At 69.2% G+C, this 14,833-nt stretch carries 9 protein-coding genes and 1 tRNA gene; 1 reads left to right on the plus strand and 9 read right to left on the minus strand.

The window, feature by feature from the left end:
* Positions 1-22 precede the first annotated feature (22 nt).
* The 9 genes from GH747_RS11575 to GH747_RS11615 form a co-directional block, all read right to left on the minus strand.
* The gene (locus tag GH747_RS11575) at positions 23-3,568 is read right to left on the minus strand and encodes a PKD domain-containing protein (protein ID WP_205602910.1); all 3,546 of its coding nucleotides are present in this window, start codon (positions 3,566-3,568) and stop codon (positions 23-25) included.
* Positions 3,569-3,681: 113 nt separating this feature from the next.
* Positions 3,682-7,248 carry a PKD domain-containing protein gene (locus tag GH747_RS11580; RefSeq protein WP_149769738.1) on the minus strand — a complete coding sequence of 1,189 codons (3,567 nt, stop codon included), beginning with the start codon at positions 7,246-7,248 and terminating at the stop codon, positions 3,682-3,684.
* A 124-nt stretch (positions 7,249-7,372) separates the two neighbouring features.
* A complete protein-coding gene (locus GH747_RS11585) occupies positions 7,373-8,008 on the minus strand; it encodes a hypothetical protein (RefSeq protein WP_149769739.1) in 636 nt (211 codons plus the stop codon).
* Complete coding sequence (locus tag GH747_RS11590; RefSeq protein WP_228552915.1) at positions 8,008-9,426, minus strand: sugar transferase; 1,419 nt, start codon at positions 9,424-9,426, stop codon at positions 8,008-8,010. The genes GH747_RS11585 and GH747_RS11590 overlap by 1 nt, the downstream gene beginning before the upstream one ends.
* Positions 9,427-9,561: 135 nt before the next feature.
* Complete coding sequence (gene pth, locus GH747_RS11595; protein WP_149769741.1) at positions 9,562-10,146, minus strand: aminoacyl-tRNA hydrolase; 585 nt, start codon at positions 10,144-10,146, stop codon at positions 9,562-9,564.
* 65 nt (positions 10,147-10,211) lie between these two features.
* Positions 10,212-10,871, minus strand: a complete 660-nt coding sequence (locus GH747_RS11600; protein WP_149769742.1) for a 50S ribosomal protein L25/general stress protein Ctc — start codon at positions 10,869-10,871, stop codon at positions 10,212-10,214.
* A 203-nt stretch (positions 10,872-11,074) separates the two neighbouring features.
* Entirely contained in the window at positions 11,075-12,055 is a 981-nt protein-coding gene (locus GH747_RS11605) for a ribose-phosphate diphosphokinase (protein WP_149769743.1), read from the minus strand.
* A complete protein-coding gene (glmU, locus tag GH747_RS11610) occupies positions 12,052-13,518 on the minus strand; it encodes a bifunctional UDP-N-acetylglucosamine diphosphorylase/glucosamine-1-phosphate N-acetyltransferase GlmU (protein ID WP_228552896.1) in 1,467 nt (488 codons plus the stop codon). The genes GH747_RS11605 and glmU overlap by 4 nt, the downstream gene beginning before the upstream one ends.
* 37 nt (positions 13,519-13,555) lie before the next feature.
* Positions 13,556-13,635: transfer RNA gene (locus GH747_RS11615), tRNA-Gln, on the minus strand.
* 191 nt (positions 13,636-13,826) lie between these two features.
* Between GH747_RS11615 and GH747_RS11620 the strand changes: the two genes are divergently transcribed.
* Complete coding sequence (locus GH747_RS11620; protein ID WP_149769744.1) at positions 13,827-14,786, plus strand: acyl-CoA desaturase; 960 nt, start codon at positions 13,827-13,829, stop codon at positions 14,784-14,786.
* Positions 14,787-14,833: the final 47 nt, after the last annotated feature.

The following is a 14,833-nucleotide window of genomic DNA, read 5'->3' on the forward strand; positions in this document are numbered from 1 at the left end:
CCGGCCGAGCCCGCGGAGCAGGTCACGGCAGTGCGACCGCGTTGACCTCGTCGAACGACGCGATGATCGGCGCATTGGTTGCCGAACCGGACAGGTACGGGTTGAACGCGATCCCACCCGCTGCCTGGAGCGCTGCCGTGGAATCGGTCGCCGTGACCAGCCACGACCCGGGCTCGCTGGTGCCGGCACGCCAGATCTTCGCGCGGATCGTCGTCGGGGCCGTGCCCGTGGCCTGGACGCGGATCCGCCAGGTGTCTCCTGCCGCGTGCGACCCTGCGACGGCACCAGTCGCTATCGCCGTCTCGGTGCCACCCTCGGTGCGTGTGAGCGCCGCCGACAGGCTGCCATCCGCGAGGAAGCGTGTCTTCAAGCCATAGCCACCCACGCCTGCGATGCTCCGCGCGCTGGCCGTGATGTAGATCCCGCCGCCGGTCGCCACCTTGTCGAGGCTCGCGCTCAGTGTCAGGTCCGAGCTGGTCGAGGACACACCGTTGAGGGCGATCGACGGTCCAGCACCGGCTGAGCCCATCCTGATCCGGCCAGTACCGGCCGCGACCGAGAAGTTGGTCGCCGACCCCGTCCTGGTCCACGCACCGCCGGTCTCGGCGCTGCCCCAGCCGTCCACGACGGTGCGAGCGAAAGTGTCAACCGCGAACGGCACGGGCGGGCCTGACACCGTCACCTGATGCGTCACCGAGCCCGTCGCACCGTCGTCATCGGTCACCGTGAGGGTGATGTCGTACGTCCCCGGCGTCGTGTAGCCGTGGGACGCCGTCGCCCCGGTCGCCGTCGCGCCGTCACCGAAGTTCCAGGCATAAGACGCGATCGAGCCGTCCGGGTCGCTCGACGCGCCGGCGTTGACGCTCACGGAGAGATCGTTCTTCGTCGTGCTGAACGCAGCCGTCGGCGCCTGGTTCGGCGGCGGCGCGGTCACGGTCACCTGCCGGGTGAGGACGTCGGTCGCGCCCCCGCCGTCGGTGACCGTGAGCGTGACGTCGTACGTGCCCGAGTCGGCGTAGGTGTGCGTTGCCGTCGCGCCTGTCGCCGTCGCGCCGTCGCCGAAGTCCCACGCGTGCGAGGCGATCGAGCCGTCGACGTCGAACGACGTGGAGCCGTTGACCGACACCGTGAGGTCCTGCGTCGACGTCGTCATCGCCGCCGTCGGTGCAGCGTTCTGCCCCTGACCGGTCTTGCCCGCCTGATAGTGCGCAGCCACGTCGGCGTCGCTGAGAACCGACTTGTAGATCGCGACCTCGTCCAGGCTGCCCTTGAAGTTGCCGCTCGAGCTCGAGGCGTTCGGCCACGACGCCAGGTTGTCGCCGCCGAGACGCCAGTAGCCCCAGAAGCCGTTCTGGCCGTTCTTCACGTCGGTCCGCGAGGCGACCTTGGACCCGTCGATGTACAGCTTCATGCCGTCCGGACCGAGCGACGCCACGACGTGGTGCCACTGGCCGTTGTTGACCTTGCCCGTGCTCGAGACGACGGCGGCAGAGCCGGGATAGACACCGAAGTGCACGCGGCCGGACGAGTCGAGGTAGACATGGCGGTCGTAGTTGGACGACGCGCCGGTCATCTTGTCGCCGAAGCCGAGCAGCTTGCCTCCGCTTCCAGTGGTGGTCTTGACCCAGGTCTCCAGCGTGAACACGTTCGGAGGGGTCTCGGCCACCTGCGTCGACGCGGCGCCGTTGAAGAGGATGTTGCCGAAGGTCACCGACTTGTCGGAGTCTCCCGACAGCGCGCCGGTGCCGCCCCGGCTGTAGGTGCCGTTGAGCGCGACGTTGCCCTGCCCGAGCGTGTCGGCGGCGTTGGACCCGCTCGACTCACCGAGCCGCCAGTAGTACTCCGGCTCGGAGGCATGCACCGCGTTCAGGTACGCGCTGGGCGTGCCGGCCGCGGACACGGTCACGTCGACCCACGGCGAGTTGGCGATGTTGCCGTCGGGATCCGTCACCGCCACGCGGTAGCGGTGCGTCGACCCGGGCGCCAGACCTCGGTCCGTGAAGCCCATCGTCGTGCGGTTCCACCAGCGGGCCCGTGCGACGCGTTGGTGGATCAGGCCCGAGCCGTTCTGGTCGTCGCGGTAGACGCGGTAGGTCAACGAGTCGTTGTCGTCGTCCTGGTTGGCCTTCCAGTTGATCCGGACGGCGCCAGGCTCGGTCGAGACGACGTTGATCGGGTACGTCGTGCTGAACAGCTGCGGGCCACGCGTACGAGGTGCGACCGCACGCTTGGCGTAGCGGACGAGGCCCTGCTGCCCGGTGTAGTTGACCCGCGTGAACTCGCCGCCCATGAGGACGTAGTCGCCCGAGCCCGTGACGGACCACGGGCCCTGGTTCTGTCCGGTGTAGGTGCCGGCGTTCATCGTCGGGAACCACGCGAGCAGCTCCGAGCGGGGCTGTCCGGCGAAGTTGGCATAGCCGTACGGGTCGTTGGTCACGGTGCCGGTGGCCTGCTTGCCGAAGGCGATCGCCCGATAGAACGACCAGTTCGGCTCGGTCTGAGGGAAGCCGTCGACGTTGCCGCAGTAGTGCGCGTGGCCGGCGGTGTAGACGACTCCGTCCTGGGGGTGCGCCGCGTAGGTGTCGCCGTGGCAGTCGTTGATCCACTGCAGCGCACCGTCGGACCAGCGGGCCGCGAAGGTGCCCTCGACGTTGCCGCCGCTCCCGAAGACGTAGCCCGTGCCGTAGACGTTCTGGTCGTCGGCGGAGAGCGACGTGATCGAGGCCTCGGTGCCGCCGTTGCGCACGACGCTGTTCGAGAGCCAGGGCTTCAGTGCCCCTGTGGAGGCATCGACGGCAGCGAGACCGTAGCCGGGGTCGGAGGATCCGTTCATCGTCGTGAAGCTGCCGCCGGCGACGACGGTCGTGCCGTCGGGTGACAGGACGATCGATGTCACAAGGCCACCCGCGGCGACCGGTGCCCAGGCGAGGAGGGCGCCGGTCTGCGCGTCGAACGCCGCCAGGTTGCCGCGCGACTGGGTCCCGACACCAAGGAAGTTGCCCGCCGCGTAGACGACGTCGTCGGTGGCCACGATCGAGTACACGTGGTAGTTCACCGGCGGGGCGAAGCCTGCGACGAGGGCTCCGGTGGTGGCGTCGAAGGCGGCGATGCGGTTGCGCGTCGTCCCGTCCACCGCGGTGAAGTCACCGCCGACGTACACGCGCGACTTGTCCGGTGAGACCGCGACGGTCCGCACTTGCGCATTGAAGCTCGGCGAGAAGGTCGAGTCGAGCACGCCCGTGGACAGGTTGTAGCGCAGCAAGTTGCCTCGCGGCGTCTCACCGGTTCCGGCTGCGGCACCTGCCGGGCGGGCGCTGCTGAAGCTGCCGCCCGCGTAGACCGCACCGCCAACGACAGCCTGCGACCAGACGACCCCGTCGACCTGCACGGTCGGGAGGGCGTCGGCGGTCACCGTCGTCGGTGTGCGCGGATCCGTCGGGTCCGCCGGCGCAGAGTCCGCCGCAGCCGGAAGGGCCGATGCAGTGATGGCGGCAGCGACCACGAGCGTCGCCGTCATCACCCCGGTGATCCGGCGCACAGCCTGGCGCAGTGGACGAGCTGTCGACATGAGTTCTCCCCACCCGAGACATGTGTCGGCAGCGCCGACGTTGACGATGTTTCGCAACCGTAGGCTATTGGAGCAGGCCCCGTGCCACGGGCGTTTTCACGATCCGGTCGCGCTCATTCTGTGCGCGCGACGAGATCGTCGAAGCTGGCCACGACCGGCGCATTGGTCGCCGAGCTGGAGAGGTAGGTCCCCAGTCCCAGTCCACCGGCCGTCTGCAAGGACGCAGCGGTGTCCGTCGCGGTCAAGCGCCACGCCGCCGGCTCCGCGGTCCCGGCCTTCCAGACCTTTGCCCGCAGGGTTGTCGGTGACGTGCCCGATGCTGCGACGCGCACCTGCAGCGCCTCTCCTGCAGCCACGCTCAGGCCGGTGATCGTGCCGCTCGCCAGGGCCGTCTCCGCGCCTGCGACGATCTTGCCGATGCTCAGTGAGACGGTGCCGCCTGCCACCAGCCGCACATCGGCGAAGTAGTGGTCACCGTTGGCGATGCGCCTCGGATGGAAGCTGAGGTACGTACCGCCACCCGTCGCGGCCTTGTCCACGCTGGTGGTCAGGGTCAGGTCGGTGCTGCTAGAGGAGACGCCGTTCAGCGACATGCCTGGGCCCGCGCCGGGCGTACCCATCCGGATCTTGCCGCTCCCGCTCGACACCGAGAAGTTGGTCGCCGAGCCCGAGCGCGTCCACGCGCCACCGATCTCTGCGCTGCCCCACCCGTCGGCCACCGTGCGCGCGAAGAGGTCCCGTGCGAACGGTGCGGGTGCACCGGCAACCGTGACGTCCTTCGTGAGCGAGGCAGTCGCGCCATCGTCGTCCGTGACAGTCAGGGTCACCGGGTAGGTGCCCGCGGCGGCGTACGTGTGCGTCGGATTGACGCCGGTCGCCGTGCCACCATCGCCGAACGTCCACGCGTAGGCCTGCACCGTGCCGTCGGTGTCCGACGAACCGCTGCCGTTGGGGTTCACGGTCAGACCGTCGGTCGGTGTCGTGAACGACGCCGTCGGCGGCTGGTTTGGCGGCGGCGGTGCCACGGTGACCTGACGCGACGTCTGGTGGGTCGCACCGTCGTCGTCGGTCACCGTCAAGGTGATCGTGTAGGTGCCGGCGGCCTCGAAGGTGCGGGTCGCGGTCGCGCCGCTCGCCGTGGTTCCGTCACCGAACGTCCACGCGTGGCTCGCGATGGTCCCGTCGGAGTCCGACGACGTCGAACCGTTGACCGTCACCTTCAGGCCGTCGATGGTCGGTGTCGGGAACGCGGCCGTCGGGGGCAGGTTCGGGATCGGTGCGCCCGTCGCCGCGGCGTAGTGCGCGGCGATCTCGCTGTCGCTGAGGACCGAGGAGTACACCGCGGCCTCATCGATGTCGCCTGCGAAGAACGCACTGCTCGAGGCCGACGGCCAGTTGTTCAGCGTGTCTCCGCCGACGCGCCAGAACCCGCGCGAGAGGTGCTCGCCGACGGTCACGTCCGCACGGTCGGCGACCTTCGTCCCGTCAAGGTAGAGCTTCATCCCGTCCGGCCCCAGCGTCGCCGCGACGTGGTGCCACTGGCCGTTGTTGTACGTGCCCGGGCTCGTCACGACCTTGCGGGTCTGGTCGGGCTTCACGCCGAAGTGGATCCGTCCGGTGTTGTCCATGTAGACGTGACGGTCGGCCTTCGACGAGTTGCGGTCGTTGCGGTTGCCCCAGCCGATGATCTTGCCGCCGGTGGTCGAAGTGGTCTTGAACCACGCCTCCACGGTGAGCACGTCGAGCGGGTTGCCGGTCGCCGGTGTGGTGGCGTATCCGGTGGTCGTCCCGCTGAAGGTCGCCGCAGGGTCGCTGTCGCCACCGATGGCGCCGTTGGCCGGGCGCGTCACGCCTGCGTTGACGTTGAGCGCCGTGAAGCCCACGAGGTCACCCGCGGTCCCGGTCGGCTCGCTGAAGCGCCAGTAGTGGTCGGGCTGGCTGCGCTGGACCGCCTCGCGATAGGCACTCGACGTGTTGGCAGTCGCCACGGTCACGCTCACCCACGGCGACTGCGCGACGTTGCCCGCAGGGTCGGTCGCGGTGACGCGGTACTGGCGGGTGGAGCCCGGCGGCTGACCGGTGTCGGTGAAACCTTGGACGGGGAGGCGCCAGTACGGGGTCCGCACGACGCGGGTGTCGATGAGCCCCGCCGCGTTCTGCGTCTGACGGTAGAGCCGGTAGGTGAGGTTCTCGTTGTCGCGGTCGTAGTTCGCCCCGAACGTCACGTGGACCTCCCCGGGCTTGGACGACACGGCCTTCAACGGGAAGGACGCGCCCCCCAGCTGGGGTCCCTGGTCGTTGGGAGCCTGGCCGCGCATCGCGTACCGGACGAGGCCCTGCTGGTTGGCGCCGTTGACGCGGGTGAACTCGCCGCCCATCACCACGTAGTTGCTGTTGCCGGCGAGCGACCACGGCCCCTGGCTCTGACCGGTGTAGCTGCCGGCGTTCAGGTCCGGGAACCAGGTCAGCTGCTCGGGAGCGGGCTGTCCGAGGTAGGAGTAGTAACGGCCCTGGTCGGGCTCCCACGTCGCGGTCCGCGTCGCCGCCTTGCTCATGGCTGTGCCGCGGTTGTACGGGTAGGAGCCGACCCCTCCGTCGCCCTGGATGAAGCCGCCGATGTTCTCGCAGTAGTGGAAGTGGCCGGCCTGGTAGATGACGTCGCCCTGCGGCAGGATGTCGTAGCTGTCACCGTGGCAGTCGTTGATCCAGGTCAGGTCACCGCCGTCCCAGTCCGCAGCGAAGACACCCTCGAGCGTCCCGCCGGACTTGCCGTAGGTGTAGCCGGCGCCGTACACGTTGTCGGCGTCAGCCCTCAGGGTGAGGATCGCGCCGTCGACCGTGCCGTTGCGGATGACCGTGTTGGCTCCCATGGGGAGGTTCGCGCCGGTCGTCGCGTCGACCATACCGAGGCCGTAGCCCGGGTTCGAGGAGCCGTTGAGCGAGGTGAACGAGCCGCCGACCGCGACCTTGGTGCCTTCGGGGTTGATCGCCAGAGCCTCGACGGTGCCGCCCGCCGTCACGGGTGCCCAGTCGAGGAGCGCACCGTTCGTGGCGCTGAAGGCGGCGACGTTGTAGCGGTCCTGGTTGCCGACGCCGAGGAAGCTGCCTCCGGCGTAGACCGTGGTGTTCGTCGCGGCGATCGCATCGACCGAGCCGTTCACGGACGGGGCGAAGCTTGCGATCAGTGCACCGCTGGCGGCATCGAATGCCGCGATCCTGCGTCGGGTCTGACCGTTCACCGTCGTGAAGTTGCCACCAACGTAGACGCGCGCCCCGTTGGGCGAGACGGCGACCGCGGTCACCTGGGCATTGAGGGTCGGCGCGAAGTTGCTGACGAGCACCCCGGTCTGGACGTCGTACGCGAGCAGGTGACTGCGTGCGACCGTGTTGCTGCCGGCCGGCGAACCTGCAGGGCGGGCGTTGGTGAAGCTGCCGCCGGCGTACACGCGGTTGCCCGCGATCGCCTGCGCCCAAACGACACCGTTGATCTGGACGGTCGGCAAGGCGTCGGAGGTGACGGTCGTCGGAGTCGCGGGATCGGTGGGGTCGGCCGGCTGGGAGTCGGCGAGCGCTGGGGCGGCAGGGACGAGAACGGCCGCTGTCAGTGCGGCGACGGCCGCCAGTCGCGCCACCGAGCGCGTGCGTCGTCCCGCGTGCTGCTGAAAGCTCTGGGTGAACATCTCTCCACCACCGTTCTGCCGACGGGCCCTTCCCGTCCGGCACTGACGTCAGTCAGTCGGCCCGCGAGGGCGGTCGACGCCCCGCGGTCGGCCCGACGACGTGGCTCCTGCCACGTTCCGGGCTTCATCGCCCCTCCTGCGAGGCGTCTCCTTCGAACACCGCAGGCGGCTGCCCAGCGGTGTACGCGATCGTGACCTGCACCCGTCCGCGGGCGTCCTTCGGCACACCGAAGACGTACGTCCCCTCGGCGGTGTCTCCTGCTGCGAGCGCAGCTGGGAAGGGTGCGGCACCCGGTCCGCTGAGCTCCATCCCTGGCGTGCGCTTCTTGCCGTACGTCACCTCGACGACGGCGCGGCCGAGATCGATCTTCTCGTCGGAGCCGTTCGTGACGGCGATCTTGACCTGTAGCGCGGGGCCTGCGATCTCGCCCGCTCCGCGCGCCGTGCCCTTGACCGGCCGAAGGGCCTCCAAGGTCGCCGAGATGTCGGGCCCGAGGGCCGCCTTCTCGTCCAGGCCGACCGGGCTGGCCGGCTCGACCTCCTCGACCGGCACCGTCTCGAGCGAGCCCGGCGTGAAGTCGCTCGACGGGTTGTCCGGAAGCTGCTGCGCCGAGGCCTCGGAGTCCGCGCCAGTGTCGCCGTCGCCGTCCGAAGGCCGAGTGACGAGGAAGACGACGACCAGCGCGATGACGATCACGCCGACTGCCGCACCGACAACACCGGCGAGCCGACGACGCCCCATCTCGTTCTGCGTGCTCATCAGTGCGCTCCGTCGCCCTTGATGACGGCTCGAGCGGTCCTGGCGGCGATCGCGAAATCGCTGCGGATGGTCCAGTTGTCGACGTAGTCGATGTCGAGACGGACCGAGTCCTGCCAGCTGAGGTTTGAGCGGCCACTGACCTGCCACAGGCCGGTGATGCCCGGCTTCACGTGGAGACGACGACGGATCCAGTCGTCGTAGGTCTCGACCTCTGACGGCAGGCCTGGGCGTGGACCGATCATGGACATCTCGCCGATCAGCACGTTGATCAGCTGCGGAAGCTCGTCGAGGGAGGTCTTGCGGAGGAACCCGCCGATCGGCGTCACACGAGGATCGTCACGAAGCTTGAACAAGGGGCCTGACCCCTCGTTGAGGTCCATCAGGTCGACCAGGCGGTCCTCAGCGTCCACGACCATCGTCCGGAACTTGAGCATGTCGAACGGTGAACCGCCGATACCGGTCCTCGTCTGTCGGAAGAAGACCGGGCCTGTCGTCGTGAGCTTCACGGCGAGCGCAATGCCGACGAAGACGGGAGAGAGCAGGAGCAGGAGTAGGAGCGCGCCGACGCGATCGATCACGCCCTTGATCCATAGGGCGAGGGCGGGACGACGCGGCGAGCGCACCGACAGCATCAGGCGGCGCCCGAGGACCCGGGGCTGGACGCGTCGGGGTACCGCACCGTGAACCTCGGTCGCCACGGTCAGCTCCACGAGCGAGTGGTCCATCGCCCAGGTGAGCCGACGGACGTCGTACGCGCTGAGGCTCGGGCCCGGCGAGACCACGACCTCGTCGACGGCGAGTCGCTCCGATGCCGCCGTCACGTCGGCGAGGGCCCCCACGACCGGGACGCCGCCGAGCGCGAGCGGCACGACCTCGTCAGGAGCGAGACCGACGAGGCAGATGCCCTTCATCTCGATGTCGCTGCGTCCGCCCCATTGAGCGATGAAGTGGCCGACACCCGTGCGATCCCCGACGAGCAGCGTGGATCGCGGGGCCGCGACGAAGTGGCGGAGAACCACCGCGGCCGCACAGAGCGTGGCGGCCGTGACGATCAGGAGCATGCTCACGCGCGCGGTGCTCGGCCGGATGACCTCGAGGATTGTCAGCGCCAGCACCACGATGCTCCCCGTCACGACGAGGTGTTTGGACGGGCGGAGCGACCGCGTGCGCTCGTAGGCGGGGATGGTGAAATATTCGACGGTGAGCGTCACGCCGATCGCGCTGACGACGAGCCACACGTGGTGTCCGGCATACGGGGCAATGATTGCTGCGACCACGGCGGCACCGAGGGTCGACAGGACGAAGGCGAGCGCCGCCATCCTCGAGCGGTTGCGCATCTTGCGCGCGAGGTTCGACGTCGTGCGGTCCGCGAGCACCGGGACCGCCCGTCCCAGCGCCGACTCCCTCGCGATCTCCATCTCGGTCAAGCCCTCCACCCCGATTGGTTTGCTAATCCAGCCACGAGTGAAGCACGGCGGGAGGGTCGCTCGTGCCGCTTTTCCACAAAGCAGCCGAAAGGTTAGCGGAAGGGGTGTGGGCCTGCCCACACGGCCTCAAGAATTGAACTCGCGCTGCGCGATTTCGAGGCCCCGGGCGACGAGTGTCTGCACCGCGTCGGCCGCCGTCTCGACCACCAGCGGGAGCTCTTTGCGCTCCGGGGTGCTGAACGGCTTGAGCACGTAGTCGGCGGGATCCTGGCGACCCGGCGGGCGGCCGATGCCGACGCGGACCTTGAAGTAGTCGCCGGTGCCGAGCGACGACCGGATGGACTTCAGCCCGTTGTGGCCGTTGTCGCCACCGCCGAACTTCACCCGCATCGTCTCGTACGGCAGGTCCAGCTCGTCGTAGACCACGACGAGCTGCGTCGGGGGGACCTTGTAGAAGGTGGAGAGCGCGCGGACACCACCGCCGCTCTCGTTCATGTAGCCGCGGGAGCGCCCGAGCACGACACGGACGCCGGAAGGGCCACCGAGGCGACCCTCCACGACGTCCGTGCGCGTGGGCTTGTGCGACTTCCAGCGGCCGCCGGCCATCTCAGCGAGACGGTCGGCGACCATGTAGCCGATGTTGTGACGCGTCGAGGCGTAGGAGGACCCAGGGTTGCCGAGTCCCACCACGAGCCACGGCGACTCCGTCATGGCGTGGTTCTCCTGATCGCGTCGTCGGCGGGGTGTCGGCGGTCCGGCGAGGAACCGCCGGAGGATCACTCGGAGGGAGCAGCCTCGGTGGCGTCGTCCTCGGCAGCCTCGGAGACCACCTGCGGCTCGTCGCGCTCGACGCCGGCCTCGGCCTCGGCGGTCTCGAGCTCGGCCTCGACCTGCTCGGCCGTCGGTGCGGGGACGACGTTGACGATCAGCTGCTCAGGATCGACGGCGAGCGACGAGCCCTTGGCGAGCTTGAGGTCGGACGCGTGGATCTGCGCACCGGCGTCGAGACCCTCGACATCGACCTCGATGGTCTCGGGAAGGTGCGTCGCCTCGGCCTCGATCGGGACCGACGCGTGCTCGGTGACGACCATCGCGCCGCTGATGACCTCGCCGGTCACGACGATCGGGACGTCGACGGTGACCTTCTCGCCGCGACGCACGACCAGCAGGTCGGCGTGCTCGATGAAGCCCTTGATCGGGTCGCGCTGGACCTGCTTGGGGAGTGCGAGCTGCGCGTCACCCTCGATGTCGACCGACAGCAGCGCGTTGGGCTGCTTGAGCGCGAGCATCAGCTCGTGGCCCGGCAGCACGACGTGGATCGGGTCGATGCCGTGACCGTAGAGGACCGCAGGAACCTTGCTGTCGCGACGGATGCGGCGGGCGGCGCCCTTGCCGAACTCCGTACGCGTCTCTGCCTTGATCTTGATCTCGGACACGGGGTACTGCTCCTTCAGGATTCTGGACGATCTTCAGAGGTCGCACCCCGGCGACGGTGGTCTTTCGGACGGCCGCATCGCGCAGCGGTCCGACACACGGAGTGTCCAAGACACCAAGTCGATCACGGCTGACGGAAAGCCAACCCTCGCCGAGGCAACTTCCCCATCCTACAAGGCCAGGCCGAGCCCTGTCGAAACGGGCTCTACGCCTTGCCGTCGAACAGGCTCGTGACCGAGCCGTCCTCGAACACCTCGCGGATCGCGCGTGCGAGCAGCGGGGCGATCGACAGCTCGGTGAGCTTGGCGAACCGCTTCTCGTCGGGCAGCGGCAGCGTGTTGGTGATGATCACCTCGGACGCCGAGCAGCCCTCGAGCCGCTCGATGGCCGGCCCGGAGAAGACGGCGTGGGTCGCGGCGATGACGACGTCGGCGGCCCCTGCCTGCATGAGGGCCTCGCACGCCTGCACGATCGTGCCGCCCGTGTCGATCAGGTCGTCGACCAGGACGCACGTACGGCCGGCGATCTCTCCGACGACGCGGTTGGCGATGCTCTCGTTCGGACGGTCGATGTCCCGCGTCTTGTGGATGAACGCCAGCGGGACACCGCCGAGCTTCTCGGCCCAGTTCTCGGCGACCTTGATCCGGCCGGCGTCTGGTGAGACGACGGCGAGACGCTTGTCGCCGTACCGCTCGAGGACGTGGTCGGTGAGGGTCGGCATCGCCATCAGGTGGTCGACGGGACCGTCGAAGAAGCCCTGGATCTGCGCGGTGTGGAGATCGACGACCATGAGCCGGTCGGCACCGGCGGTGAGGAACAGGTCGGCCATGAGCCGTGCGGAGATGGGCTCGCGACCGCGGTGCTTCTTGTCCTGGCGGGCGTACCCGTAGAACGGCTGGATGACCGTGATCCGCTTCGCCGAGGCGCGCTTGAGCGCGTCGACCATCAGCAGCTGCTCCATGATCGCCTCGTTGATCGGAGCGGCGTGGCTCTGGATCACGAACGCGTCGGAACCACGCACCGACTCCTGGTAGCGCACATAGATCTCGCCGTTGGCGAAGTCGTACACCGACGTCGGCACCAGTGCGGTCCCGACCTCCTTCGCCACCTCCTCGGCGAGCGCGGGGTGGGCTCGGCCCGAGAAGAGCATGAGGTTCTTCTCGGTGGTCCGCTTGATACCGGTCACGGCGTGGTCTCCTGGACGTCGTCGTCGCTCTCGTGCTCCGCGAGGGCGCGCGAGGCGGCCTCCGCAGACGGGGTGCCCGGACGCTTCCGGGCCACCCACCCTTCCATGGTGCGCTGTGATCCGGCCGACACCGCGAGTGCCCCCGGAGGGACGTCTTCACGGATCGTCGCGCCGGCGCCGGTGAAGGCTCCGTCGCCGACCGTCACAGGGGCCACGAAGGTGTTGTTGGACGAGGTCCGGGCGTGGGCGCCGATCCTCGTACGGTTCTTGTTCACTCCGTCGTAGTTGGCGAAGATCGTGCCCGCGCCGACGTTCGCGCCCTCACCGATGTCACCGTCGCCGACGTACGACAGGTGGGGAACCTTGGCGCCCGCGCCGAGGCGGGTGTTCTTGGCCTCGACGAAGGCGCCGAGCTTGCCGCCGGGTCCGACGGTCGTGCCGGGGCGCAGGTAGGTGAACGGCCCCGTGCTCGCGCCGGCCTCGACGACCGACAGCGAGGCGTGCGTGCGTACGACGCTCGCTCCGTCGCCGACCTCCATGTCGAGCAGGGTCGAGTCCGGCCCGATGACGGCGTCCTCCCCGATGCTGGTGGCGCCGAGGATCTGGGTCCCCGGGAGGACGGTCGTGTCCGCGCCGATCGAGACGTCGGCGTCGATCCAGGTCGTCGCCGGGTCGACGACGGTCACCCCGGCCAGCATGTGGCGCTCGACGATGCGCCGGTTGGCCTCCGTGGCGAGGCGTGCGAGCTGGACACGGGTGTTCACGCCCTCGGTCTGGAGCGCGTCCTCGATCTGGAAGGCGCCGACGGAGCGTCCCTCCGAGACGGCCACGCCGACGAGGTCGGTCAGGTAGTACTCGCCCTGGGCGTTGTCGTTGCCGATGGTGCGCAGTGCTTCCTGCGCCCACGCGAGGTCGAACGCGAGGATCCCGGAGTTGATCTCGTCGACAGCCCGCTGCTCGTCCGTGGCGTCGCGCTCCTCGACGATCGCCGTGACGGAGCCGTCGGCGGCCCGCAGGACGCGCCCGTAGCCGGCGGGCTGCTCGACGCGGGCGGTGAGGACGCTGAGCGTACGGCCTCCGGTGCGATGGTCGGACACGAACGCGGCGAGCGTCTCGGGCTCGAGCAGAGGCACGTCGCCGTACAGGACGACCGCGGTCCCGCTGCCGGCGTCCCCGAGCGCCGCGAGGCCGACCGCGACCGCATGACCGGTGCCGAGCTGCTCCTCCTGGACCGCCTGGACGACGTCCGGGTCGACCTGGGCGAGGTGCTCGGCGACCTGCTCGCGCTGGTTGCCGATGACGGCGACGACGTGGTCGGGCGAGATGCCGCGGGCTGCATGGAGTGCATGGCCCAGCAGCGTGCGCCCGGCCAGCGGGTGCAGCACCTTCATGGTCTTGGACCGCATCCGCGTGCCGCCCCCGGCGGCCAGCACGATCACTGTGGTCGGAGCCTGATCGCTCACGGGTCCCTCTCTGCCGCCGTCGCAAGGATCGGATGAGCTCCCCGGGTAGGAGTCGAACCTACGTCGCTTTATCCGCATTCAAAGTGCGGCGGGCCCTGCCGGCAGACCAACCGGGGATCATCCGCCCCCAGCGTACGGAATCCGTGACCGAGCGCATACATCGCGTCCACGGCGTGGGGTACCGGAAGGGCGTGACGAGCAACGCGCCGCGCAGGCTTGCCGCTCCGCGACCGACCAGAGACACTGAAACCTACGCAACCGTAGGTCTTGGATCCTTCTGAGGTCGCCCAAAGTTCGAGGAGATCCCGATGTCCACCACCCAAGTCGCGACCCCGATACGCAACGAAGCCGGACACGGTGCCGAAGGCGCGCCTCCTGGCAAGGCGGAGCAGCTGACGCTCGCCGTCTTCGTCGGCGTCCCCTTCATCGCCCTGCTGGCAGCGATCCCGGTGGCGTGGGGCGGCTGGCTCGGGCCGGTGGACCTCGCCCTGCTGGTCTTCTTCTACCTGACCGGGTCGCTCGGCGTGACCGTCGGGCTGCACCGCTACTTCACCCACAAGTCGTTCAAGCCGAACCGTGCCGTGAAGATCGCCCTCGGCGTCGCGGGCAGCCTCGCGATCGAGGGCCCGATCACGCGATGGGTGGCCGACCACCGCAAGCACCACAAGTTCTCCGACCGCGAGGGCGACCCGCACTCGCCCTGGCGCTACGGCGAGACGATCCCGGCACTGACCAAGGGCTTCGCGTACGCCCACCTCGGCTGGATGTTCAACGCCGAGCAGACGCCTCAGCGCCAGTACGCCCCCGACCTCCTGAAGGACCAGGACATCGTCCGGCTCTCTCGCCAGTTCCCGATGTGGGTGTTCGTCTCGCTCGCCGCACCGGCCGTGATCGGCGGGCTCGCCACCTGGTCCTGGCAGGGCGCTGTCACGGGGTTCTTCTGGGGCTCCCTCGTCCGTGTCTTCCTCGTGCACCACGTGACCTGGTCGATCAACTCGATCTGCCACACGATGGGCGAGGCGCCGTTCAAGTCCCGCGACCGCTCCGGCAACGTCTGGTGGCTGGCGATCCCCTCGATGGGCGAGTCGTGGCACAACCTCCACCACGCCGACCCCACGTGCGCCCGGCACGGCGTGCTGCGCGGTCAGGTCGACATCTCGGCCCGGCTGATCTGGCTGATGGAGAAGGCGGGCTGGGTCCGCGACGTCCGCTGGCCGGTGGCTTCCCGGCTCGAGTCCAAGCGCGTCGAGGCACCTGCGGCGGCATAGGCACGTACGCCGGCGGTGACCACCGACGTACGGCGTCCTGGACGACC

The organism is Mumia xiangluensis (genome assembly GCF_010994095.1).
Lineage (GTDB): Bacteria > Actinomycetota > Actinomycetes > Propionibacteriales > Nocardioidaceae > Mumia > Mumia xiangluensis.